This window comes from Brevibacillus fulvus, assembly GCF_016908525.1.
Classification (GTDB): domain Bacteria; phylum Bacillota; class Bacilli; order Brevibacillales; family Brevibacillaceae; genus Brevibacillus_G; species Brevibacillus_G fulvus.
In genome coordinates this window covers 57,634-80,379 of the sequence record NZ_JAFBEB010000011.1, presented here as the reverse complement: position 1 = coordinate 80,379, position 22,746 = coordinate 57,634, and the positions used below count along the sequence as shown (strand labels likewise).

The window sequence follows — 22,746 nt, the reverse complement described above, 5'->3', positions numbered from 1 at the left end:
TTTTGCTAGTTGAAATAAATGCAAATCTTGTTTTGATTGATGGTCTCAACCTGAATTTCCATATCGTAAATCTCTTGCAGGGTGGGCGTATTGATAATCTCGTCAATCGTCCCTTCCTTCACGACCTTGCCGTCTTTCAAGGCAACGATAAAGTCGGAGTAGCAAGAGGCAAAATTGATATCGTGGATGACGATAATGATCGTTTTGCCCAACTCATCGACCATTTTCCGCAGCACTTTCATAATTTGCACCGAATGTTTCATATCGAGATTGTTCAACGGCTCATCCAGCAGGATGTATTCCGTATCCTGCGCCAAAACCATGGCGATGTACGCCCGCTGCCGCTGTCCGCCGCTCAGCTGGTCCAAATATTTGTCCTGGATATCCTCCAATCTCATATAGGCGATCGCTTCATCGACATACTTCCAGTCTTCCTTGGTCAACCGTCCCTGGGAATACGGAAACCGGCCAAACGAGACCAACTCGCGAATCGTCAAACGCACGCTGATGTCATTGGACTGCTTCAGAATCGATATTTTTTTCGCCAAATCATTGCTTTTCGTCTGTGTGATATCGTGGCCATCGATCACAATCTGGCCGCTATCCTTGGAAATCAAGCGGCTGATCATCGACAGCAGCGTGCTTTTGCCCGCTCCGTTCGGCCCGATAAAAGAAGTGATTTTTCCCTTGGCGATCTGAATCGAAACGTTCTCGACAACGTGTTTGTTTCCGTATTTCTTGGAGACATTTTTTACTTCTACCACGACTTATTCTCCTTTAACAGAAGGTAGATGAAGTACACTCCACCGATGAAATTGATGATCACGCTGATCGTGGTGGAGAAGGTAAACACTCGTTCGACAACCAGTTGTCCCCCGATCAAGGCCACAATACTGATCAAGATCGAGCCGCTCAGCAACACTTTATGCGAATACGTTTTAAACATTTGCTGCGTAACATTGGCCACCAGCAACCCAAGGAACGTAATCGGGCCAACCAACGCGGTGGCGATGGAGACGAGGATGGCGACGACAACCAGCATCCTTTTCACCACATAGTCATAATCAAGGCCAAGATTGACCGCATGATCTTTGCCCAACGACAAGACGTCCAAATATTTGGCGAATCTCGCGGAATACAACGCCAAAATCAGCATGGCAATGACAGAAATCAGCAAAATCTCTGAATTGACATTGTTAAAGCTGGCAAACATCCGGTCTTGGATCGTCAGGAACTCATTCGGATCGATCAACACCTCCATAAAGGAGGACATGCTTTGAAACAACGTACCAAAGATCAGGCCAATTAACAGCAGGAAATAAATGTTTTGCCCTTCCCGCTTAAACAGCAGCTTGTAAAGAATCGCGGAAAAAACGACCATCAAGCCAACCGAGATCAAAAAATTGATATTTTTGTTGGCCATCGTCAAATTGGTCGAACCAAAGAAAAAAATGACCAAAGTTTGGATGAACATATAGAGGGAATCGAGCCCCAATATGCTCGGCGTTAAAATGCGGTTGTTGGTGATCGTTTGAAACACCATGGTCGAATAAGCAATCGCACCACCGGTCAACACGATGGCCAATATCTTTTTCAGCCTTCGCGGTATGATATAATCCCAATTTCCGCCCGCATCAACAAATAAAAATGCCAGAATCAACACGATCGCCAATACGATCAGCACAGTAAACTTGGCTTTCATAACCCATATGCCTTTCTTCTTAATAGTAAATACAGAAAAATGCCACTTCCGATGACTCCAACCGTCAGACCGATGGAGATCTCATATGGATAAATGATGACGCGGCCAAGTATGTCGCAAAACAGGACAAAAACCGCACCCAGCAAAGCGGTGTGAGGCAAGATTTTTTTCAAGTTGTCGCCGTGATACAGGCTGACGATATTGGGAATGATCAAGCCCAAAAACGGGATTGTTCCGACCGTGAGAATGACGACAGATGAGATCAAGGCTACAATGATCAAACCAAGATTGACGATACGCTTGTAATTCAAGCCGAGGTTCACGGAAAATTCCTCACCCATCCCGGCGATCGTAAACTTGTTGGCAAACAGATAAGCGATCAACACCAACGGAATGCTGATATAGAGAAGTTCGTACTGGCCTTTGATGATCATCGAAAAATCGCCATGCAGCCAGGAAGACACATTTTGAATCAGATCGTACTTATAGGCAAAGAAAGTGGTAATCGAACTGACAATATTGCCAAACATCAATCCGACCAAAGGAATAAACACCGTATCTTTATACTTCACTTTGTCCAAAATTTTCATAAAGATCAAGGTGCCCAACAGAGAAAATACAAAAGCGACCAGCATTTTTTCCAACGGCGAGGCATTCGTAAACACCATCAGCGATACCAATACGCCAAAACGGGCCGAATCCATTGTCCCAGCGGTGGTCGGCGACACGAATTTGTTTCTGCTCAGCTGCTGCATGATCAGGCCGATAATGCTCATGCTGATCCCTGCTATGAGGATACTGATCAAACGCGGCACCCGGCTGATCAGCAAGACCCGCGCTTTGTCATCGGACAAATCGAACAAATCCAATGGCGATATATCTTTTACTCCAATAAACAAGGAGGCAAATGCGAGTACGATCAATGCTGGAAGCAAATATCTTATTTTCATATGTCCTCCTTTCACCCGGCACTGCAGCAGTGCGAAATATGTATTATTGGAGTGAATTGAGCAATAATGATATTCATTATCAATTAATTTGACAGTTATGATTATACCGTTTTATACTGATTTGTCAATCTGCTTTACCTGTAAAACCGGTTCTGTTTTTAATGTATATCGAATTTTTTTTACAGGAAGATGCAAACGAGTACAGGGGCAGTTGGACAGGTATACTATCGGTAAAGTAAGCTTTGTCTCGAGGGATGCTATGGCAAAAGTAACAGAAATTCTTTCTCCCAGCATGAAGGAAAAGATCCAACGGGAACTGAGCGGTCTGAGTTTCACCAAAAACTTCCGCTCGGCGACGGCCGAAGAATGGTATGTATTTTTACCCGGCTTTCGCGACCCGCAAACAAAAGGGGCGGCCGGGAAAGCGATCATTCACTACGACTTATACGGCAATCGCGACGTGTTCATCAACACAACGATTATTTACGATGACCCCGCCCTGTTTGCTCCTGAACTGCATCCGCTCGTTTACGAAATTTCCGAGGAACTGGTCAACCGTCTGGTCGGCTACGCGGACACGCTGCTCTCCGTACACGCCGGCGCCAACTCTTACCAGGCGGAATACATCCAGCGCTAAGTGGAAGATGGTACGCCATATCCGGAAAATGACAGGCGGGCAGGCGAACTGTTTGGAGATACTAACAGTCGATGAGCCGTAAAGGGGGCGTCAGTAAACATGGACAACATTCAGGCAACGGAACAGATTACGGTTCACGACGAGCATGGACAAGCCAGGGATTACGAAGTGGAAGCGCTCTTCGATATGAATGAGCATTGGTACGCGCTGCTTCGTTCCGAGGATGACATGATTTTGATGCGTGTCGTCAATGATGGAGACGAGCAGTATTTGGAAGGTATCGAAGATCCCGATGAAGCCGCTGCCATTCTCGATGCCTATGAACTGGCTGTGGAAGCAGAACCTCCGCACGATCATAACGGCTGATCACCGAAAAGGAGCAGGATTCCCTGCTCCTTTAAAAATTGGCTGCCGGTATAAGCGGCATCCTGTACGATTTTTTCAGATTACCATGTTCTGTATCCAGGCGAAGCAGGCGAATGATGGAGCATATCCATGACCGGGACAGAATAAGCCAACAAAATCAAAACGACGCATATTCCTACCCACAGCTTCCACTTGTCCAAAATAACCGGCGGTTTTTCCTCCGGATGTTCCGCCTCGGAGATCGGAAAGTCCACTCGTTCGTCCGCGGTCGCTTTCGGCGCCAAAAAGGCGAGATGAATAAACAGATATACCATCAGCATCGAAGAAAGGAACAGCAGGAAGGCGCCAATCGGCAAGTAAAGTTGATTGGCCACTAGCCCGTGGAACCAGTCAAGCGCTACCGGATCGTTGCCATACGTACTGTACGCGGTTCTTCTCGGTGCCCCGTACAAGCCGAGAACGTGCATCGCCGTAGACATGATGAACATCCCGACAGCCCACAAGACGACTTGCAAAATCCCCAGACGATTCATGCTTTTGCTGAACGTTCTTCCGGTCAGATGCGGGACGAGCCAATAAGTGATGCCGAAAAAGCTCATGACCACGGCTGCCCCGACCGTAATATGGAAATGGCCGACGACCCACAGCGTGTTATGGACAATTTCATCCAACTGATAGCTCGTATTAATAATCCCGCCAATCCCTGCCGGAATAAAGAACAGCATCCCGAGGAACGGCGACAGGAAGCGAACATCTCCATACGGCAGCTTTTTCCACCAGCCGAATAATCCCGTTGCCCCTTTTCGTCTGCCGGCCGATTCAAACGAAGCAAACATGGAAAAAGCAGTCATCAACGACGGTATGACGACCATCAACGTTAGCGAAACCTGGATAAACTTCCAGCCTTCGCCGATCCCCGGCTCCATCAATTGATGGTGAAAGCCGACCGGGATGGAGAAAATCAAAAACAAGATAAATGAGAGGCGAGCCAGGCTGTCGCTGAAAATTTTCCCGCCGATCAACTTGGGAATGGACACATACCAGTAAGCGTACGCAGGCAAAAGCCAAAAGTAAACTAATGGATGACCAAAATACCAGAATAATGTGCGGCTAAGCAAAATGTTGATTTTATCCGTCATGCCCAAAGACCATGGGATCATCTGCAGCACGACGGTCGCCGCGACTCCCAAACAAGCGGTGATCCACAGCAAATTGGTGCCGACGACCATATAGCCGAACAGCGGCGTCGTTTCTTGCGGGTGCTGTTTTTTCCATTGGAAATAATGTGCCATCATGGCGATCCCGCTCACCCAGGAGCCGATCACCCATAGCGCCAGCCCGATATAAAAGAAAGGAGAAGCTTTCAACGGCGCGTAGAATGTATACAGAACCGAAGCATCGCCGGCAAGAACGGTGACGACTGCCATGATCGTACCGATGATCATCAGCCAAAAGCCGCCCCAGCCTGCCGCCCGCACTTTCGCGGACAAATTGCCCATCGTCTTGTGCACACCGGCAAAAAAGAACCCGTAAATAAAATTGGTCGTAAACAACAGCGCAAGCGAAACACCGTGTGTGGTCAACACTTTATAATAATCAAGCCAGTAAGGCAGCTGCTTGATCACTCCGCCGCGAACCAGGCCCTGCAACAACCCGCAAATCGTCCCAATGAAGAAAAAGAGAAAGGCTGTGGCAATAAACGCGAAGGCGAGCCTGTTATCTTTACTTTTTGCTAGCATGATCCAGCACCTCGATTTCCATTTTCATCATCTGATGTCCGGCCCCGCAGTATTCATTGCACAGGACCAGATAATGGCCCGGTTTCTTGAATGTATATTCCTTCGTGCCGATATGCCCGGGAACAAGCTCCATATTGACCGTTGTTTGGGGGATGGTAAAGCTGTGGACGACATCCTGGCTGGTAATCACAAACTTCACTTTCGCTCCCAGCGGAATTTCCAGTTTGTTCGGTTTGTAACCGAACGCCATCGCGACGATGTCGGCCTCGTACTCATTCTCGCCGGTTTGGTGCAACCCCGGGTTGTCAAAAGGCGGTGTCTTCTCTACATGGGTCGGATCAATCACTTCGCTGCCGCCGGAAGGATGATGTCCGTTCACAAAAGCGGTGATGAACATAAAAATGATAAATGCGACAAGTGCACAAAATCCAAATCCCAGCCAATATTTTTCATAGCGGTGAATATGCATGACTCAGCTTCCTTTCTCTCTATTGTCTGGACCAATAAAGGGCGAACATGGCCAACCAGCTCGCGACAATCAACAGCCCGAGGGCAAAGACGGATACCAACGTCCCTTTCAGATTGCTCCCATCCTTTTTGCTTTGTTTCATTGCGAACTCTCCCTCCGTTCCCGCTTGAGGATTTCCGCTGCGATCCAGCCGACCAGCGCCGGCAGCAGGAAGTACCCCGCGTAGTGGATCAGCATGCTGGAATAAATGAGACTGGGAATCCAGCCTAAGGCAGCTAAAACAAGCGCCAAGCGCAAGATTGTAAACGGCTTGCCAATCGCGTAAAAAAACCAAATGAATATCAGTGCTGAGCAAGCGAGCAAAAGACCTTCGATTACCATCAGAACCTCACCTCGGTTTGTTTTCACCTCGTTCGTAGAATAACGCAGTTTACAAAACGCCCCTGTGATGTTCCTCACAATTTTTTTTGCCATTTCGTGAACAAACGGACGGTTCCGGATGGAAAAAGGCAAGTTTCCGAGAACTGTCACTTTACTTGGCGAAACCGAGCTTTTACAGTGAAACTGAACACGGATAGCCGTACAAACGAGCTGCCTGAGGAGCTGAGATCTGTGATTGAAAAAGCTGCCACTTTTGCCCGGCAAATTTCCCCCGTCTTTTTGCAAGAGCTTCATGCACTCGGCACCAATGTGACGTACTGCAAACATGATGTGCTCTTTCTCGACGGAGACACAGCCAGATACATTTATTTGTTGGCGGAGAGCCGGGTCAAGCTGACCAAAACCACTTTGGATGGAAAAGAATTGACTTTGGAGGTTTGCGGAGAAGGCGATTTGGTCGGGGTCTGCGGATTGTTTGAACCGGAACTGCATTACACATCCACAGCGGTCATGCTCTCTTCCGGCCCGGTATTTGTCATTGCCCGCGACAATCTGGAGAAGTTTCTGCTGCAAAACAGCTTGTTTTTGGCCGAGTTTTTGCGGTGGATGGGCATGATGAATCGGAGAATGCAGTCAAAATTTCGCGATCTGCTGTTGCACGGCAAGCAAGGGGCGCTGTACTCCACCTTGATTCGGATGTGCAACACGTATGGAGTACCGAATGAAGACGGCATCTGCATCAACTTGCCGATGACCAACCGGGAATTGGCGCAATTTATTGGCCTGACCCGCGAAAGCGTCAATCGGATGCTGGCGGAATTAAAAAACCAGAATGTGATCGACCTGCTGCCGCAGGGTTACATTCTGGTCAAAGATTTGGCTTATTTAAAAGAAACGATTCACTGTGATCAATGTCAGCCGGAGATCTGCCAACTGTAACTGCTGCCAGCCGTTGCGGCTTTCCTGCGGCGAGCGGGCTGCTTTGCTACTTGACATGCAGCATCACTTTTCCCGTGCTTTGCCGGCTTTCCACCCATTGATGCGCTTGGGCTGCTTCGGACAAAGAAAATTCTCTGCCGATCTTGATTTGCAATTGCCCCGCAGCCAGATAGGAAAACACTTTACTCGCCGTCTCCCGCAAAAGTTCCGGACGCCGCGCGCGAGTCGTTCCCAGACTAAACCCCAGCACCGAGCGGCAGCTGGAATGCAGGTCGGCAGTTTGAACCGTTCCGCTTGCTCCGCTGGAATTGCCAAACTGAACCAACCGTCCGTAGTAGGCGAGACATTCCAGACTCTTTTGGGTGACGGCCCCGGCAATCGAATCGAGAATGACATCCACTCCCGCACCGCTTGTCCAGTCGTTGACAGATTGCGCAAAATCGCCCTCTGTATAGACAACGACCTGATCGGCTCCTGCTTCAAGCGCAGAATCCACCTTCTGCTTGCTGCCCACCGTTCCGATCACCTGACTGGCTCCCAGCAGTTTTGCCAACTGAATCGCTGTTGTCCCTACTCCTCCGGCGGCGGCATGGATCAACACCGTCTCGCCCGCTTGCAGTCTGGCGACATCAGCCAACAGCTTGTAAGCGGTAAACGCAACGATGGGACAGGCTGCCGCCGTCATCTGGTCAATGCCGTCAGGCAGCGGGAACGTCAGCTGTTCGCTGGCAACTGCATACTCCGCATAGGAACCGCCCGCCGGAAAGGCAATCACGCGCTGGCCAGCCTGCAAATCCCGCACCGCCGAACCGACCTGCTCAATGATCCCCATCGCATCCAATCCGGGAATAAACGGCAGCTTGGTTCCTTTATTTCCGTATCTCGCTTTGATATCCGCAAAATTAACGCTCGTCTTTTCCACACGAATCAATACTTCATTGGCATTGATGCTCGGCAGATCAACATCGGTGTAGATCATCCCCTCCGTTCCGCCAAGTTCGGTTACCAATACTGCCTTCATTTTCATCCTTATTCCCTCCCGCCTGTTCGTGCTTGATTTAATTTCAATTGAAACGATTCGCTCTCGCCTCGCTCTTTTCCTTTGCCAGTTGCTCTTCCATCGCACAAAAAACAGCTTCGCAGCTTGATTGCTGGAAGCCATTTTTCAATCAGCGGACTTCAAACGGCCGCATCATGTCATGATCTTCGTGTTCCAAAATATGACAGTGCCACACATAACGTCCGGTATGGGGGCCGAACTGCATGACAATCCGCGTCACTTCACCGGGGGTAGCCTGCACGGTATCTTTGGGTCCGCGTTCATAGGGCTCAGGTTGCCGCGGCGGTCCGGTAAACACCAGCTCTCCGGTCCGGTTATACAAGTCCACATCAAACGGAATGCGCTCCAGCACATAGAAATGAATCAAGTGGATATGGATGGGATGCATATTCGCTGTCAAATTGATCAACTGCCAGACTTCCGTATCGCCGACGCCCGGCGTTTCCGATATGCGGTTCATCCACGATTTGTTGTCTAATAACAACAAGGGCCGGCCATAATGATCGGCGCTTCCGGACAGGGTCAAATTCCGTGTTCGCTCTGCTTTCAAAGGATTGGGCGCCGTTTGCCTTGCCAAAACGCGGGGAATCTCGCTTGTATCTTTATCGGCAAGCGGCAGACTGACCCGAAATTGCATGACGTAAGCGGTTGTTTTGGGATTGGGCGCCTCACCCCCGCATGGACTGCTGTTCTTGAGCGCTATTTTTTCATTGGCATGTTGACTGAAGTCGAGAATAATATCCACCCGTTCCGCGGGAGCAAGCGTCAATTCCGAGACGGAAACCGGATTGCGCAAAAAACCGCTGTCTGTGCCAATTTGCGTGATCGGCATTTGATTATCGAGAAAAAGCGTATACGATCGTGTGTTGGAAGCATTGAGAATCCGAAATCTGTATTTGCGCGGTTCCACCTCCAGGAAAGGCCACACTTTGCCGTTGACCAGGATCGTCTCCCCACAGAAGCCGGGGACAATCGACGGTTTGGGCAATGTTTTATCCTGCGGATCAGGGGTTTCCGGGTAGGCCAAAGAGCCATCCGGCTTAAAGGAGCGGTCTTGAATCATTAGCGGAATTTCATACTTTCCTTTGGGCAAGTTCAGCGAAGCTTCGTGCTGGTCGCGCAATAAGTAAAATCCGGCCAGACCGGCGTACACATTCAGGCGGGTAATCCCCAAGGCGTGATCGTGATACCAGAACGCTGCCGCATTCAACTGATTGTCGTATTCGTACACTTCCCGGCTAAACAGCGGCCCGACTTCCGTAAAATCTTGGGTGTACCACGCTTCCGGATAACCGTCACTATCCGGCCGACTGTTAACCCCGTGCAAATGTACAACCGTTCTTACCTCCGGATAATGGGCCACACCGTGAATGCTCGAATCGACAGGCAGGAAATGTTTCGTCGGCAACTGATTGCTCCATTTGACCCGCACCAGCTCCCCTCTTCTCGCCTCAATCGTCGGACCCGGGAACATTCCTTCGTAGCCCCAAAGGCGCGTAGGCGGAAGATCGCGGTGCAGCTTTTGTTTAAACGCTCGCATGGTCACTTCATAATAGGTGCTTTTTCTTGTCTTGCTGACAGGTTGGAGAAGGGGCGGGATCGGCAGAGGATCGGCAAATTTATTCAGCTTGAGCTTTGATTTCGGGAGATTGCTTTTCATGCTCTCACCTTTCTGTAATCGGCTGTAGCCTACTTTCTACCAGTAGATGTGACTGGAGGTTGTTTTGCTACACCGGACAGAGAAGGAAAAAAGTGTGCTATGTGATCCGGGATGATAATATAAATATCAGACTACTCGTAAAGGAGATGGAAGCAATTGAAAGAGGAACTGATTGAGAGATTTGTCTCCTATGTGAAAGTGGACACGCAGTCCAGTGAAGAGAGCGAGACATGTCCTTCTACATCCGGGCAATGGACGTTGGCGCGCATGCTCGTCGACGAGTTGCAGCGGATCGGGATGCAGGAAGTAACCCTTGACGAAAACGGCTATGTGATGGCGACGCTGCCCGCCAATACGGACAAAGACGTGCCGACGATCGGCTTTTTGGCCCATGTCGATACAGCTCCGGAATTCAGCGGAACGAACGTCAAGCCGCAAGTGATTGAGCAATACGACGGTGGCGACATTGTCCTGAACGAATCTTTACAGATCGTCTTGTCGCCAAAAGATTTCCCCCAACTGGCTCAATACAAAGGGCAAACCATGATCACAACGGACGGCACCACCTTGCTTGGCGCCGACGACAAGGCCGGTGTTGCCGAAATTATGACAGCAATGGCCTACCTGATTGCCCATCCGGAAATCAAGCACGGAAAGGTACGGGTGGCTTTTACTCCTGATGAAGAGATCGGCCGCGGACCGCACCGCTTTGATGTGGCGGCCTTTAACGCCAAATATGCCTATACGATGGACGGCGGACCGCTCGGCGAGCTGGAATACGAAAGCTTTAACGCCGCTTCCGCAAAAATTACAATCAAAGGCAACAACATTCATCCGGGCTCGGCAAAAGGCAAAATGATCAACTCCATGAAAATTGGCATGGAGCTGCACGGAAAGCTTCCCGCTGCGGAAACGCCCGAATTGACCGAGGGATACGAAGGATTTTATCATCTTCTGTCCTTCACCGGTAATGTTGAGCAGACGTCGCTCAGCTACATTATCCGCGACTTTGACCGAAGCCAATTTGAAGCAAGAAAAGCGACGATCACCCGCATTGTCGAAGAGTTGCAGCAAAAATACGGCAAGGAAGCAATCGCTCTCGAACTGAAAGATCAATATTACAACATGCGGGAAAAAATCGAGCCGGTCAAAGAAGTGGTTGATATCGCCTATCAAGCGATGATCAATTTGGGCATTCAGCCAAAAATTTCTCCGATTCGCGGCGGAACGGACGGTTCGCAGCTTTCCTACATGGGTTTGCCGACTCCCAATATTTTCGCTGGCGGGGAAAATTTTCACGGAAAATATGAATTTGTTTCTGCCGACACCATGCTCAAGGCGACCGAGGTCATCATTGAGATTGTCAAGCTGTATGAGCAACGAGCATGAGCCCCTTTTCATGCGCCCTTCTCTCTATACGGGAGAAGGGTTTTTTTATGTCCGGTTCCCTTCGCCTGCCTGCATAGTGCCATTTTGTCAGGGGGAAACTACCAGCGGAGGTGCCCGACATGACTATGCAAAGGTTTGCCCTGCACGAAACGATGGAAACCCATGAGCTGCTTAATCTGAAAACTGTCAATCTGCTCAAGTCGAAATTGATGCAAGGCGTCGTTTTTGATCAAGATTTGAAACAGTTATTGGAAAAAGATGTGCAGCAATCGCTGATCGATATTCAGGATTTGCAGCGTCTGTTAGCCAGCACGCGAACCGATAAAGAAGGGGCGGAAATGAATGAACAATGACTATTTGGACGTCTCCAATGCAATCGGCATGCCGAAGTTGATCGATTCCGCCGTTGCCCTTGATTTCTTGCTGGCGGTCAAAAACAGCGTGAGAACCTGTGCGTTTGCCTTGACAGAGACCGCAACCGCCGAAGTCAGAACCGTACTGGAAGCGCAGCTGGAAAAAGCGATCGATCTGCATGATGAATTGACCCAGCTGATGATTAACAAAGGATGGCTGCATCCGATCGATTTGAGCAAACAGTTTACGCTGGATTTTACCTCTGCACAGACGGCAGCCAAAATTGCCGGCTGGCCGCTCTTTCCTGCGGACACTGACCGACGGGGAACGTTTGCCACCCCTAACCAATAAACCAGGCAGGAGGCCGACATTTGTATGAAAGCTGTTACCTATCAAGGGATCAAGAACGTTCAGGTCAAAGAGGTGCTTGATCCGAAGATCGAAAAAGCCGATGACATGATTGTCCGGATTACCAGCACGGCGATCTGCGGTTCCGATCTCCACCTCATTCACGGAATGGTGCCCAATTTCCCGGAAGACTATATTATCGGCCATGAACCGATAGGGATTGTCGAGGAAGTCGGACCCGAGGTAACCAAACTGAAAAAAGGAGACCGGGTCATTATCCCGTTTACCGTCAGCTGCGGCGAATGCTTTTACTGCAAAAATCATTTGGAAAGCCAATGCGATAATTCCAACCCACACGGGGACATGGGCGGATATTTCGGCTATTCCGAAACGGCCGGCGGTTATGCCGGCGGACAGGCTGAATATTTGCGGGTTCCCTTTGCCAATTTCACTTCGTTTCGGCTTCCTGATGACTGCGAGGTTGAGGATGAGAAGCTGGTGTTATTGGCCGACGCGATGTCGACTGCTTACTGGAGTGTTGACAACGCCGGTGTGAAAGAAGGAGACACCGTAATTATTCTCGGTTGCGGACCGATCGGGCTGCTGGCGCAAAAATTCGCCTGGCTGAAGGGAGCCAGCCGAGTGATTGCCGTCGACTATGTGGACTACCGCCTGCAACATGCCAAGCAGCATAATCAGGTGGAAATTATCAATTTTGAGCAGGAACAAAACATCGGCAATCACCTGAAGGAGATCACGAAAGGCGGCGCTGACGTCGTCATTGATTGTGTCGGCATGGATGGCAAGATGACCCCCATGGAGTTTTTGGCTACCGGTTTAAAGCTCCAAGGCGGCGCGATGGGAGCGATTGTCACGGCTTCCCAGGCGGTAAGAAAAGGCGGAACGATCCAAATCACCGGCGCTTACGGTATGCGCTACAATGCCTTCCCGCTCGGAGATTTGTTCAATCGAAACATTACGATTAAAACCGGCCAAGCCCCGGTAATTCATTACATGCCGCATCTTTACAAGCTCATCTCCGAAGGCAAGGTTGATCCCGGCGATATCATAACCCATGTGATCCCCTTGGACCAAGCGAAACACGGCTATGAGATTTTCGACACCAAAACAGACAATTGCATTAAAGTCATTCTCAAGCCTTGAGGCGCAAAGAAACCCTCTAATTTTAGAGGGTTTCCGTGTGTCGACCAACCTATTTGTTCGGCAAAATAGCGGTTTCACCCAAACAAGCGGTTAGCGCAGCCCACCCAGCGATCGTGGTTCCATCTGCCAACTCCCCGCCTCCGTTAGCCATTTTGCGCTGTCTCGATCGCTGTACGCCCCGACTTGAGCACCAACTGGATTTGTTCGGCCGGATCATAAGGCTGATACCAGCCTTTATCCATCAGGTAAGCGGTCAGTTCTCTATGTAAGGCGATCCCTTCTCGCAGATGCTGACGAAGAACCGTTTTCAGTTCGGGTGTGGCTGTTTCCGTGATCGCCACCGCATAATTGCGAATATCAGCCTTGACCGAGTTTAACAAATCCATCGAGATAACCTGGTCACTCATCACATTCAGTCCGGTTATATTCTCCAGAATACTGTTCATTACCGTTCACCCCCTCCCGCATAGTTTTCCCCCTTCCGGCCAATCCATCCAGCCAGTCAACAGACCGAAAACCCGCCGGATCAGTTGGCCTTCAGAAAAAGGACGTTTATCGCGCCGCCAAAAAAGGAATAGGTAAGGAAAAGGCGGACTTCTCATTACTGTCTATCCGGATTACGCGACGGTATGAAGTAACCATGTAAATAGGGGTGAATCATTTGCGATTCAGTATCAAACAGCGCCTCATCCTGCTTTGTGGCATTTTTGTTTTGCTTCCCTGTCTGGTCGTCGGCTTTGTTTCATACAACAAGGCCAAGCAGGAAGTAGAAAACCAGCTGCTGCTCAGCGCGCAATCCAGCATCAAGCAAATCGACTTCCAATTGCAAGATTTCTTTTCCAGCAAGGTGGCAGACGCCGACTATCTGGCCGAGACGATCGACCGATCGTTGATCGACGGCGCTGACAGTCCTCTGCTGCGAGCCAAGCTCGTCCAATATTTACATTTGCATCCGGGAACGGATACCGTCTTCGTAGGGACAACGGACGGTCTGATGATTCAGGAACCGCGGGCGGAACAACCGGACGGCTATGATCCTCGCCAACGTGACTGGTATAAAAAAGCGATGGAGCAGAAAGGCAAAACAGTCATCCTCGACCCATATGTCTCTTCCAGCAACGGCAAACTGGTCGCCGGGATTGCCAAAGCTTTACCCGATGGTTCGGGCGTATTCAGCTATACCATCACATTGGAAAGCATCAGCAACATGGCAGCTGACACCAAAGTCGGCAAGCAAGGATACCCGCTGGTGCTGGATCAAAATCGACTCTTTTTGGCCCACCCCGAACAAAATTTGGGAACAGAGGCGAAAGAGTCCTTTTATGATTCTTTGTATCAGCAGCCGAGCGGACAATTTGTCTATGAGTATCAAGGGAAAGAAAAAGAAATGATTTTTCTGACCAACGAACTGACGGGCTGGAAAGTAGCCGGCACTCTGTTTCTCAGCGAAGTGGACGAGGCAACGCACGGTATTTTCCTTAGCACCGTCTGGGTGGTCGTCATCTCATTAGCAGTTGCCGCCACCGCTATTTTCCTGGTTTTGCGTTCCATTTTAATCCCGCTTCGCACCTTGATGGTCTCGACAGGCAAAATCAGTGAAGGCGATCTGCGGGAACAAATCAATTTTTCACAAAACGATGAAATTGGCGACTTGGCCGGCAACTTCCAGCGCATGATCGAAAAGCTGCGCTCCATGATCCTCCACGTGCGCGGAAATTCCGAAGAGGTGGCCTCCTCTGCTGAAGAACTTTTTGCCAGTGCAGAACAAACCGGAAAAGCAACAGAAGCGATTGTCGGCACGATCCAACAGATTGCCGCCGGAACCGATCAGCAAGCGAGGAGCATACGATCAGCTTCATCTTTAGTCGATGCCGTGGTGAATCGGATTGGACAAATTGGCGCAAATGCCGATTTGGTCGCCGCCACTTCGCGGGAAGCTTCGCAAAAAGCAACGCAAGGAAACGATTCGATCCAAAGTGTCGTGGCACAAATGAATCGGATCAAAACGACAGTGGAAGCTTCTGCGCACGCCGTGAAAAGTCTTGGTGACCACTCCCAGCAAATCGGCAACATCATCCAGGTGATTACTGGGATTGCCGAACAAACCAATTTGTTGGCGCTCAACGCCGCGATTGAAGCAGCGCGAGCGGGTGAACACGGCAAGGGCTTTGCCGTCGTCGCTGACGAAGTGCGCAAACTGGCAGAACAATCCTCCCAATCTGCCCAGCAAATCGCTCATCTGATCGCGGTGATTCAAGCGGATACATCCGAGGCGGTCGTTTCCATGCGCTCCACGACCGACGAAGTTTCAACCGGGATGGAACTCGTAACCGATGCCGGAGCGTTGTTTGCCCACATTCAACAATCTGTTGACGACGTGGGCGGAAAAGTGAACGATGTCTCCGATGCGGTTACCGAAGTAACGGACGGGGCTGAACAATTGTTGCAGATCATGCAACAGCTCTCCTCGATTGCCGACGAGATCTCCCAAGGAATGCAAAACATGTCTGCCTCTACGGAAGAACAACTGGCGTCCATGGAGGAAGTCTCCGCTTCCTCGCAGGCGCTTGCGAAAATGGCCGAAGATCTGCAGCGGATGCTCAGCAAATTTCGACTATCATAAAACAAAAAGCGAGCAAAGGTGCCCGCCAGGAAAACCGCTTCTCTATAACTGCGCAGCGAGCCCGGAAAAAGGTTCGCTGCGTTTTGCGTAATCGTCCGCTACGTTTAACCAGACGCTGCGTTGTTGAAATGAAAGTCTTGTTGCTGCAAGCATGCTCATCCATCTGCCGATTGATCCTTCTCTTTGACGACGGTTAGGATGATAATGGTGCTCAAAATACATGCCGTCCCGAGCCATTCCGCCAAGCCAAAGGGCACTTGCAGCCAAATGACGGTCAAAATGGCCGCCGACAATGGTTCCACACAGGCGAGCAAGCTCGTCTCCGATGCACTCAAATAACGAAGACTTTCCATATAACAGTAAAAGGCGACCAGTGTTCCAAAGATAACAACGAAAACAACGGCAGAAAATGACGAGACCGACCACTGACCGGCAAACTCCCAAGGGGGATGAATCAAGCTGAAACCGACCCCGCCGATGAACATCCCCCATCCGACGACGATTGTCGATCCCCACTCCGCCAGCAGACTGCGGGGATGGATCGTATAAAAAGCCAGGGCAACAGCAGAGCTCAGTCCCCACACCAAGGCTCCGCCAGAAATCGAAAGGCTGTGAAAGCTCCCCTGCGTGACCAGCAAAAAGGTGCCGACCAGAGCTAAACCGACGGCCAGCACTTCCTTAGCAGTGGGAAGCCGTTTAGCGCGCACCGCGATAAAACAGGTGATCAGCACCGGTGCCAAATATTGCAAAATCGTCGCTGTGGCTGCATTTCCATAATGAATCGCGTTGAAAAATGTATACTGCACAGCCAGCATTCCCAAAAAACTGAACAGCAACAGATGTGTCCAGTTATGTTTCACCTTCCAAATTTGCCAAATCCGCTGTCTTTCTTTCCGATAAGCAATTCCCAATAAGAGGAGACCAGAAAACAATAACCGAATGACCACCAGCCACTCGGGGCTAAATCCGTGCTGCTGAAACAAATATTGGGCGACCGTGCCGGATACTCCCCACAACACAGCGGCAGTCAGGACCAGAACAATCCCGCTCATTCTCGGATAGGACGTAACGCTTTTTACAGTATCCATACTTTCTCCTCGCTCATTTTCCCGCTCGCAGCGGGGGCTATGCCAACCATGAATGCAAGTATCTTATTATGTACCGACTATTTTGTCAATTTCCGTTTTATCACATCTGCCGTAAAGCCGACATAAAAAAGCTGACGCCCGTTTCTGTCAGGCGCCAGCTCTTTGCCACAACCGTCTTCAGCCTTGAAATTGAAAATGAAAAGCGGCCGATTCGTAAGGGCGCAGTTCCAGCCGCTCAAAATGATTGGGCGTATCGGCAAAATTGCTGATGAGAATTTCCGCTTTTCCCGTCAGGCCGATCCCTTGGGGCAAGGTAAATACGGCCGGCTGACCATAGAAATTGTTCACAACCAGCAAGGCTTCCTTTGCGTAGCGGCGTACATAGGCGAAAATTTGCGGATCGTCGGCAAGAATCAATTCAAACTCGCCATAGGCAATGACGTCATACTGCTTTCGCAAGCGAATCAGTTTTTGATAATGATAAAAGATTGATCGTTTGTCCTGCAGCGCTTGCTCCACATTGATTTTCCCAAAGTTGTCCGCCACCTTGATCCAAGGGGTGCCGTCCGTAAAGCCGGCATGCTTGTCCCCGTTCCATTGCATCGGCGTACGCGAATTATCCCGCGACTTCTGCTGCAAAATCGCCATGACTTCCTCCCGCGGTATCCCCTGGGCTTGCAGCAAATGATACGCGTTGACCGATTCCACATCGCGATAGTCGGCAATGTCGGCAAACCGGGGATTGGTCATGCCGATTTCTTCTCCCTGGTAAATGTAAGGGGTTCCCTGCATCAAATGTAAGGCCGTCGCCAGCATTTTGGCTGATTCCTGCCAATAGCTCTGATCGTCGCCGAAGCGGGAGATGGCGCGCGGCTGATCGTGATTGCACCAAAACAGGGCGTTCCAGCCGCCGCCTTGCTGCATGCCGGTTTGCCATTCCCCCAAGATTTTCTTGAGCTGCAGGAAGTCAAAGTCCGCTTTGATCCATTTCTCTCCGTTCGGATAGTCTACTTTCAAATGATGAAAGTTAAACGTCATGCTGAGTTCGTTCTCCGCAGGATTGCTGTACTTGATACAGTTTTCAATTGACGTCGAAGACATTTCGCCGACGGTCAAAAACTGATCGTTGCGGGAAAATACGTGCTGGTTCATTTCCTTGAGGTACTCGTGGATACGCGGGCCGTCGGTATAATACTTGCGGCCGTCCGCGGTCGGCGAAGCAAGCGTGTCATCGGGAAAGCTTTGGTCCTTCGAGATCACATTGATCACATCGAGACGGAAACCATCCACGCCCTTGTTCAGCCAAAAATTCATCATTTCATAAATTTTTTCACGCAAGACCGGATTCTCCCAATTGAGATCGGCCTGAGTCACATCGTACAGGTGCAAGTAGTATTGCCCGGTTTGTTCATCGTACTGCCAGGCGCTTCCGCCAAACTTGGACCGCCAGTTGTTTGGCGGTCCTCCGTCCTTTCCGTTCCTCCAGATATAAAAGTTGCGGTACGGGCTGGCTTGGTCGCGGGCGGCTTCCTGAAACCATGGATGCTCCGTCGAAGTATGGTTGACAACAATGTCTAGCATCACTTTAATTCCTTTTTGATGAGCTGTCTCCAGCAGGCTGTCGAACGTCTCCATCGTTCCGTATTGGTGATAGATGCGGTAATAATCGCTAATATCATAGCCATTGTCATTTTGCGGCGATTCGTAAATCGGCGTCAGCCAAATCACATCGACGCCCAATTCCTTCAGATAATCCAGCTTCTCGATGACCCCCTGCAAATCGCCGATGCCATCGCCATCTGTATCTTTAAAACTTTTGAGATAGATCTGATACACCACTGCCTTTTTCCACCAAGGCTGATTCATATTAAGACACCTTCTTTGTTTCGATCTGGCTGCTTTGTTGTTGCTTTTTCATTTTTCCAAAGAAGTAGGTTAGCACAAACGGCACAACTAAGGCAATGATCATACCGATGAAAAAGACACCCCACTGCTGCGGCAAAATGGACAGGAAGCCCGGCAAGCCGCCGACCCCGACAGAGGACGCTTTGACATGGCTTAAAGTAATCACCACGGCACCGATGGCCGAACCGATCATCGCGGAAAAGAACGGATAGCGGAAGCGGATATTGATCCCAAACATCGCCGGTTCGGTAATCCCCAGGTAGGCGGAGACAGCGGAGGTGACCGACATCCCTTTCACTTTTTCATCCTTGGAGATCAGCATCATGGCCAACGCGGCAGAACCTTGCGAAATGTTGGACAAGGCGAGAATCGGCCAGAGAAACGTCGTTCCCGTACTGGCGATCAACTGCAGGTCTACCGCCAGGAACGTATGGTGCATCCCCGTAACCACCAACACGGCATACAGTCCGCCGTATATCAGTCCGCCAATCACCGGCAGCGTGTCAAACACATAAACGAATGCAGAAGTAATCGCATTGCCAATCGCAAAAGTCAACGGACCGATCACAATAAAAGACAGAAATCCGGTAACCAGCAAAGCGACAGGCGCAACCACCAGCAGCTTGAACCCATCGGCCACACGCTTGTTTAAAAACTGTTCAATCTTGCTCAACACATATGCAGAAACAAGTACCGGCAACACTTGCCCTTGATACCCAATTTTTTCGATGCTTAAGCCAAACAAATTCCAATATGGGACCGTTCCCTTGGCGACCGCTTCACCATAGCCCCATGCGTTCAACAAATCGGGGTGTATCAACATCAAGCCAAGCACGATCCCCAACAGTTCACTGCCGCCGAAGCGTTTTACCGCCGACCAGCCTATCAATCCCGGAAGGAAAGTAAACGAGGTATTGGCAATAAGATTGATCATTCCGGCAAAATCCTTCCAGGCTGGATAAACATCGATGAATGCTTGATCGGCATAAAAAATTCCTTTTCCCGACAAGATGTTGTTAATCCCCATCAGCAAACCGGCCGTCACGATTGCGGGCAGCAGCGGGATAAAAATGTCTCCCAGCGTTTTAACGGCACGCTGCAACGGATTCAATTTCTCTTCCGCCGCACTTTTCACTTTCTCTTTGGTCGTCTGCTCCATACCGGTCAGGTCAAGAAAATATTCATAAGCTTTTTCCACCAGTCCAGGTCCAATGACAACTTGAAACTGTCCGTTCGCCATAAAGGAGCCTTTCACAATGTCAACGCTTTCAAGAGTAGCTTTATCAACCTTGCTTTCGTCCTTCAGTGCCAGGCGCAAGCGGGTCACGCAATGCGTTGCCGCTGTGATATTTTCACTGCCCCCAAGCGCACGGACAATCTGTTCAACCGATTCCCTTTTTACGCTCATTCTGGCCATCCTCCTTTTTGCAACCGCTTTCAGACTTCTGTTTATAGCTTAACTTGTCTATACAAGTTAAGTCAATACTTGTTTATACAAGTTCGGCAAAAACCGTTTTTCGTTCACTTTCCCCAAAATAAAAAAGCCGCCGAGCGGCGCAGTTTGTGGACTCACCTGTGTGGCAAAACGGTCGTTTATCACACAGATTGACGATGTCTGCAAATCTGAACCGCTTTAGCGGCGACGGGCAAAATCGGTAAAAATGAACCGGTCGGGGCGATGGCGGGATTCCGTATATTCAAACTGGGTTCCATCATACAAGTAGACAAAATTTTTAACGACCGCCATCAGGTTATATTGCTTTACATCCAACTGCTCTTTGTCAGTGCGGGTCGCTTTTTCCACCTGGATGACGCGTTTGGCAAACCCGATTTTTTGGTTAAGCGTTTCCTCGATATATTCATAGATGGAAGCGGCGGCTATTTCTTCCGTCAAACCAGGGACAAGCTCCTTCAAAAAATAGTTGATATCGAGAATAATATTTTCGCCTTCCAGTTTACGGACGCGAAACAGCTGATAAGCCGTTTTCCCCAAAGGAAGATTCGTTTTTTTCTGCAGCGGTTCATCGATGGTTACCTCCGCAAACCGGGAGACAACGGTTGAAAACGCCTTTCCGCTCGCTTGCGCCGCTTCCTTGAAACTGACCAGCCCGCCTACAGAAAAGGAAATCAGATCGTTCTCCAGGACAAAAACGCCCTTTCCGTGCAAACTGTAGACGAACCCTTCCTTGGCCAGCAGCTCCAAAGCCCGGCGCACCGTTCCCCGGCTGGCGCCGTAGCGCTTGCACAAATCCGTTTCCGACGGCAGCTTTTCGCCTGGGGAGACGGTCCCCTCCAATATGCTGTTTTTTAAATCTTCATAGATTTCCCTATATCGTTTCGTCATAGAATCCTCGAATGTCAGCTGTTTTCTTTCCATTATACAACAACTTTTGGCGACAGCTGGCGGAGTGGGTACGGTTTATTTTTTTTCATCACGCTCATGAGCGTTGGATCGTGTTCATCGACCTTTCTGCAGCCTGACGCACGGGAAACAGGAAGGCAACCAGCACCGCCAAGGCGCAGCCGATAAAAATCGGCAATTTTCCGGCTGTCGACAGATTGGCAAACGAAATCAGCAGCACGACATCAAAGAACGAATCGCCGATGGAAAGCAGGGAAAGCGTTGTGGCCCTGCTCTCGGAAGGAATATATTCATTTTGCAAATGGGAGTAGATTGGATTGCGGATCATTCGGGTCAGTCCGATCAAGGCGAAAGCGAGAATCGCAAAACTGAGCTGATTCATCCACAAGGCAGCGGCGACAAATACCAGCAAAATCATTGTTTGCGTCAAATACAAGAGACGGACGCGAGAAAACCGGCTGGTCAACCATTGGATATTTTCCGAGATCGCAACCCCGATCAGGGCAATCGCCGCATAGAGCAAGCCGAGCCACTCGACGGGGAAGCCGGCATCCAGCAGCAATGGTTGTTCCATCACGCCAAAGATATTCACGGTGACGACAAAAATCAAGGTAAAGTTGACAAACAGCTTGAGCAAGTCGGGCGTCTGGCGAATCAGGCGCCAGCCTTGCTTGACATGGTTAAAAGGATTGTCCCGAAATTTATGAAAAGAAGCCGGATTGCGGACGCGAAACAAAAACGCAAGCTGCCCGAGTTGAGCGAGCAAGCCTAAACCGGTCAACAAAAGAAACTGCTCCTTGCTTAAATCTTTGGCCAGCAATGACCCGAGCAAAAACGTGATTGCGGTCGGCAAGAGCGCAGCCGTTTGCAGTTTCCCCATGGCCACGTCCATTTTTCCTTCTTCGTTGCTTTGCTTGAGCGAATCATAAATTAATGCTTCTTCCGCCCCGGAAAAAAAGGTCACGGACATCGCCCACAAAACATTGTATAGATAAAACAGCCAGCTTTGCCCAGTGAGCAGGGCCAGCACCAAGCAACACTTACCAATAATTGAAACGGCCGATCCCCCGCTCTCTTGATTAGAAAATTGCTATTTTTCCATTATAATTGCGGTTGGAAATAAATAGAAGAAAAAACTCCCTCCATGCTTGTATGGAAGGAGCAAACATTACACTTATTTTCCTGTTAGCAAAAACTGTTCGATCCTGGCTTGAATCGAGTCGCGCACTTGCCGAAAACGGTCTTGAATCTCTTCCTCGGTTCCCGTCGCTTTCGCCGGGTCGTCAAAACCCCAGTGCCATTTGACCACATCGGGATTGGGTATAACCGGACAATGCTCGTCTGCGTGTCCGCAAAGCGTAATGACATAGTCGGCCTGTTCCAGCAGCTGCGGATCAATAACATCAGAACTGTGCCCGCCGAGATCAATCCCCGCCTCCTTCATGACTTGCATCGCACGCGGATTGACACCATGCGCTTCCAGACCAGCGCTCTTCACTTCATAGCGGTCACCGCCCATGGCTCGCAAAAATCCTTCCGCCATTTGGCTGCGGCAGGAATTGCCCGTGCAGAGAAAATAAACAAGCGGTTTTTTGTCCATGATTTGCTTC

General features: G+C 49.9%; 24 protein-coding genes. 8 read left to right on the top strand and 16 right to left on the bottom strand.

Annotated features, from left to right (window positions below):
• Positions 1-5 precede the first annotated feature (5 nt).
• Genes JOD01_RS14830 through JOD01_RS14820 form a run of 3 tightly spaced genes read right to left on the bottom strand, consistent with a single transcriptional unit; the run spans position 6 to position 2,652 of the window.
• Positions 6-764 carry an ATP-binding cassette domain-containing protein gene (locus JOD01_RS14830; protein WP_204519092.1) on the bottom strand — a complete coding sequence of 253 codons (759 nt, stop codon included), beginning with the start codon at positions 762-764 and terminating at the stop codon, positions 6-8.
• Positions 758-1,702: an iron chelate uptake ABC transporter family permease subunit gene (locus tag JOD01_RS14825; RefSeq protein ID WP_204519091.1), complete on the bottom strand. Its 945-nt coding sequence runs from the start codon at positions 1,700-1,702 to the stop codon at positions 758-760. The genes JOD01_RS14830 and JOD01_RS14825 overlap by 7 nt, the downstream gene beginning before the upstream one ends.
• Positions 1,699-2,652, bottom strand: a complete 954-nt coding sequence (locus JOD01_RS14820; protein ID WP_204519090.1) for an ABC transporter permease — start codon at positions 2,650-2,652, stop codon at positions 1,699-1,701. Before JOD01_RS14820 ends, JOD01_RS14825 begins: the two co-directional genes overlap by 4 nt.
• A gap of 292 nt (positions 2,653-2,944) precedes the next feature.
• On the opposite strand from JOD01_RS14820, the gene JOD01_RS14815 reads away from it, so the two are divergent.
• Positions 2,945-3,289 carry a hypothetical protein gene (locus JOD01_RS14815; protein WP_420829093.1) on the top strand — a complete coding sequence of 115 codons (345 nt, stop codon included), beginning with the start codon at positions 2,945-2,947 and terminating at the stop codon, positions 3,287-3,289.
• Between the two features lie 99 nt (positions 3,290-3,388).
• Positions 3,389-3,655 carry a DUF1292 domain-containing protein gene (locus tag JOD01_RS14810; protein WP_204519088.1) on the top strand — a complete coding sequence of 89 codons (267 nt, stop codon included), beginning with the start codon at positions 3,389-3,391 and terminating at the stop codon, positions 3,653-3,655.
• A gap of 80 nt (positions 3,656-3,735) precedes the next feature.
• Here JOD01_RS14810 and JOD01_RS14805 read toward each other — a convergent pair whose 3' ends face one another.
• From JOD01_RS14805 to JOD01_RS14790, 4 genes are read right to left on the bottom strand one after another with little or no spacing between them, the layout of a single operon-like run.
• Complete coding sequence (locus JOD01_RS14805; RefSeq protein WP_204519087.1) at positions 3,736-5,394, bottom strand: b(o/a)3-type cytochrome-c oxidase subunit 1; 1,659 nt, start codon at positions 5,392-5,394, stop codon at positions 3,736-3,738.
• The gene (locus JOD01_RS14800; RefSeq protein ID WP_204519086.1) at positions 5,378-5,863 is read right to left on the bottom strand and encodes a cytochrome c oxidase subunit II; all 486 of its coding nucleotides are present in this window, start codon (positions 5,861-5,863) and stop codon (positions 5,378-5,380) included. Before JOD01_RS14800 ends, JOD01_RS14805 begins: the two co-directional genes overlap by 17 nt.
• A gap of 19 nt (positions 5,864-5,882) precedes the next feature.
• The gene (locus tag JOD01_RS14795) at positions 5,883-6,005 is read right to left on the bottom strand and encodes a cytochrome C oxidase subunit II (protein ID WP_204519085.1); all 123 of its coding nucleotides are present in this window, start codon (positions 6,003-6,005) and stop codon (positions 5,883-5,885) included.
• The gene (locus tag JOD01_RS14790; protein WP_204519084.1) at positions 6,002-6,244 is read right to left on the bottom strand and encodes a hypothetical protein; all 243 of its coding nucleotides are present in this window, start codon (positions 6,242-6,244) and stop codon (positions 6,002-6,004) included. The genes JOD01_RS14795 and JOD01_RS14790 overlap by 4 nt, the downstream gene beginning before the upstream one ends.
• 231 nt (positions 6,245-6,475) lie before the next feature.
• Between JOD01_RS14790 and JOD01_RS14785 the strand changes: the two genes are divergently transcribed.
• Entirely contained in the window at positions 6,476-7,183 is a 708-nt protein-coding gene (locus tag JOD01_RS14785) for a Crp/Fnr family transcriptional regulator (RefSeq protein ID WP_420829092.1), read from the top strand.
• Positions 7,184-7,229: 46 nt separating this feature from the next.
• Here JOD01_RS14785 and JOD01_RS14780 read toward each other — a convergent pair whose 3' ends face one another.
• Both JOD01_RS14780 and JOD01_RS14775 read right to left on the bottom strand, forming a co-directional pair.
• Entirely contained in the window at positions 7,230-8,204 is a 975-nt protein-coding gene (locus JOD01_RS14780; RefSeq protein WP_204519136.1) for a quinone oxidoreductase family protein, read from the bottom strand.
• A 148-nt stretch (positions 8,205-8,352) separates the two neighbouring features.
• Positions 8,353-9,903 (bottom strand): multicopper oxidase family protein, encoded by a 1,551-nt coding sequence (locus tag JOD01_RS14775; protein WP_204519083.1) that lies wholly within the window; start codon positions 9,901-9,903, stop codon positions 8,353-8,355.
• Between the two features lie 156 nt (positions 9,904-10,059).
• On the opposite strand from JOD01_RS14775, the gene pepT reads away from it, so the two are divergent.
• The 4 genes from pepT to JOD01_RS14755 all read left to right on the top strand — a co-directional run bounded on the left by pepT (position 10,060) and on the right by JOD01_RS14755 (position 13,158).
• Complete coding sequence (gene pepT / locus JOD01_RS14770; RefSeq protein WP_204519082.1) at positions 10,060-11,292, top strand: peptidase T; 1,233 nt, start codon at positions 10,060-10,062, stop codon at positions 11,290-11,292.
• Positions 11,293-11,411: 119 nt separating this feature from the next.
• Positions 11,412-11,645, top strand: a complete 234-nt coding sequence (locus JOD01_RS14765; protein ID WP_204519081.1) for a spore coat protein — start codon at positions 11,412-11,414, stop codon at positions 11,643-11,645.
• The gene (locus JOD01_RS14760; RefSeq protein WP_204519080.1) at positions 11,635-11,997 is read left to right on the top strand and encodes a spore coat protein; all 363 of its coding nucleotides are present in this window, start codon (positions 11,635-11,637) and stop codon (positions 11,995-11,997) included. Before JOD01_RS14765 ends, JOD01_RS14760 begins: the two co-directional genes overlap by 11 nt.
• Before the next feature lie 24 nt (positions 11,998-12,021).
• Positions 12,022-13,158, top strand: a complete 1,137-nt coding sequence (locus JOD01_RS14755; protein WP_204519079.1) for a zinc-dependent alcohol dehydrogenase — start codon at positions 12,022-12,024, stop codon at positions 13,156-13,158.
• Positions 13,159-13,301: 143 nt separating this feature from the next.
• On the opposite strand, the gene JOD01_RS14750 is transcribed toward JOD01_RS14755, so the two are convergent.
• Entirely contained in the window at positions 13,302-13,604 is a 303-nt protein-coding gene (locus JOD01_RS14750) for a spore coat protein (RefSeq protein WP_204519078.1), read from the bottom strand.
• A gap of 215 nt (positions 13,605-13,819) precedes the next feature.
• Between JOD01_RS14750 and JOD01_RS14745 the strand changes: the two genes are divergently transcribed.
• Positions 13,820-15,781, top strand: coding sequence for a methyl-accepting chemotaxis protein (locus tag JOD01_RS14745; protein WP_204519077.1), 1,962 nt, complete (start codon positions 13,820-13,822; stop codon positions 15,779-15,781).
• 155 nt (positions 15,782-15,936) lie between these two features.
• On the opposite strand, the gene JOD01_RS14740 is transcribed toward JOD01_RS14745, so the two are convergent.
• From JOD01_RS14740 to arsC, 6 genes are all read right to left on the bottom strand, one after another.
• Positions 15,937-16,869 (bottom strand): DMT family transporter, encoded by a 933-nt coding sequence (locus JOD01_RS14740; protein ID WP_204519076.1) that lies wholly within the window; start codon positions 16,867-16,869, stop codon positions 15,937-15,939.
• 177 nt (positions 16,870-17,046) lie between these two features.
• Positions 17,047-18,735, bottom strand: coding sequence for an alpha,alpha-phosphotrehalase (gene treC / locus JOD01_RS14735; RefSeq protein ID WP_204519075.1), 1,689 nt, complete (start codon positions 18,733-18,735; stop codon positions 17,047-17,049).
• Between the two features lies 1 nt (position 18,736).
• Positions 18,737-20,182, bottom strand: a complete 1,446-nt coding sequence (gene treP, locus JOD01_RS14730; RefSeq protein ID WP_204519074.1) for a PTS system trehalose-specific EIIBC component — start codon at positions 20,180-20,182, stop codon at positions 18,737-18,739.
• 225 nt (positions 20,183-20,407) lie between these two features.
• Positions 20,408-21,118 (bottom strand): trehalose operon repressor, encoded by a 711-nt coding sequence (gene treR, locus JOD01_RS14725; RefSeq protein WP_204519073.1) that lies wholly within the window; start codon positions 21,116-21,118, stop codon positions 20,408-20,410.
• A 94-nt stretch (positions 21,119-21,212) separates the two neighbouring features.
• Positions 21,213-22,187: an MFS transporter gene (locus JOD01_RS14720; RefSeq protein ID WP_338028570.1), complete on the bottom strand. Its 975-nt coding sequence runs from the start codon at positions 22,185-22,187 to the stop codon at positions 21,213-21,215.
• A gap of 123 nt (positions 22,188-22,310) precedes the next feature.
• Positions 22,311-22,736, bottom strand: a complete 426-nt coding sequence (arsC, locus tag JOD01_RS14715; protein ID WP_204519071.1) for an arsenate reductase (thioredoxin) — start codon at positions 22,734-22,736, stop codon at positions 22,311-22,313.
• Positions 22,737-22,746: the final 10 nt, after the last annotated feature.

Excerpts from the sequence above, each read along its gene's own strand:
- JOD01_RS14750 (WP_204519078.1), bottom strand. The coding sequence starts at position 13,604 with ATGAACAGTATTCTGGAGAATATAACCGGACTGAATGTGATGAGTGAC.
- JOD01_RS14825 (WP_204519091.1), bottom strand. The coding sequence starts at position 1,702 with ATGAAAGCCAAGTTTACTGTGCTGATCGTATTGGCGATCGTGTTGATT.
- JOD01_RS14815 (WP_420829093.1), top strand. The coding sequence starts at position 2,945 with ATGAAGGAAAAGATCCAACGGGAACTGAGCGGTCTGAGTTTCACCAAA.
- JOD01_RS14805 (WP_204519087.1), bottom strand. The coding sequence starts at position 5,394 with ATGCTAGCAAAAAGTAAAGATAACAGGCTCGCCTTCGCGTTTATTGCC.
- JOD01_RS14795 (WP_204519085.1), bottom strand. The coding sequence starts at position 6,005 with ATGAAACAAAGCAAAAAGGATGGGAGCAATCTGAAAGGGACGTTGGTA.
- JOD01_RS14780 (WP_204519136.1), bottom strand. The coding sequence starts at position 8,204 with ATGAAGGCAGTATTGGTAACCGAACTTGGCGGAACGGAGGGGATGATC.
- arsC (WP_204519071.1), bottom strand. The coding sequence starts at position 22,736 with ATGGACAAAAAACCGCTTGTTTATTTTCTCTGCACGGGCAATTCCTGC.
- treP (WP_204519074.1), bottom strand. The coding sequence starts at position 20,182 with ATGAGCGTAAAAAGGGAATCGGTTGAACAGATTGTCCGTGCGCTTGGG.
- JOD01_RS14790 (WP_204519084.1), bottom strand. The coding sequence starts at position 6,244 with ATGGTAATCGAAGGTCTTTTGCTCGCTTGCTCAGCACTGATATTCATT.
- JOD01_RS14810 (WP_204519088.1), top strand. The coding sequence starts at position 3,389 with ATGGACAACATTCAGGCAACGGAACAGATTACGGTTCACGACGAGCAT.
- JOD01_RS14760 (WP_204519080.1), top strand. The coding sequence starts at position 11,635 with ATGAACAATGACTATTTGGACGTCTCCAATGCAATCGGCATGCCGAAG.
- JOD01_RS14775 (WP_204519083.1), bottom strand. The coding sequence starts at position 9,903 with ATGAAAAGCAATCTCCCGAAATCAAAGCTCAAGCTGAATAAATTTGCC.
- treC (WP_204519075.1), bottom strand. The coding sequence starts at position 18,735 with ATGAATCAGCCTTGGTGGAAAAAGGCAGTGGTGTATCAGATCTATCTC.
- JOD01_RS14820 (WP_204519090.1), bottom strand. The coding sequence starts at position 2,652 with ATGAAAATAAGATATTTGCTTCCAGCATTGATCGTACTCGCATTTGCC.
- treR (WP_204519073.1), bottom strand. The coding sequence starts at position 21,118 with ATGACGAAACGATATAGGGAAATCTATGAAGATTTAAAAAACAGCATA.
- JOD01_RS14765 (WP_204519081.1), top strand. The coding sequence starts at position 11,412 with ATGACTATGCAAAGGTTTGCCCTGCACGAAACGATGGAAACCCATGAG.
- JOD01_RS14755 (WP_204519079.1), top strand. The coding sequence starts at position 12,022 with ATGAAAGCTGTTACCTATCAAGGGATCAAGAACGTTCAGGTCAAAGAG.
- JOD01_RS14740 (WP_204519076.1), bottom strand. The coding sequence starts at position 16,869 with ATGGATACTGTAAAAAGCGTTACGTCCTATCCGAGAATGAGCGGGATT.
- JOD01_RS14800 (WP_204519086.1), bottom strand. The coding sequence starts at position 5,863 with ATGCATATTCACCGCTATGAAAAATATTGGCTGGGATTTGGATTTTGT.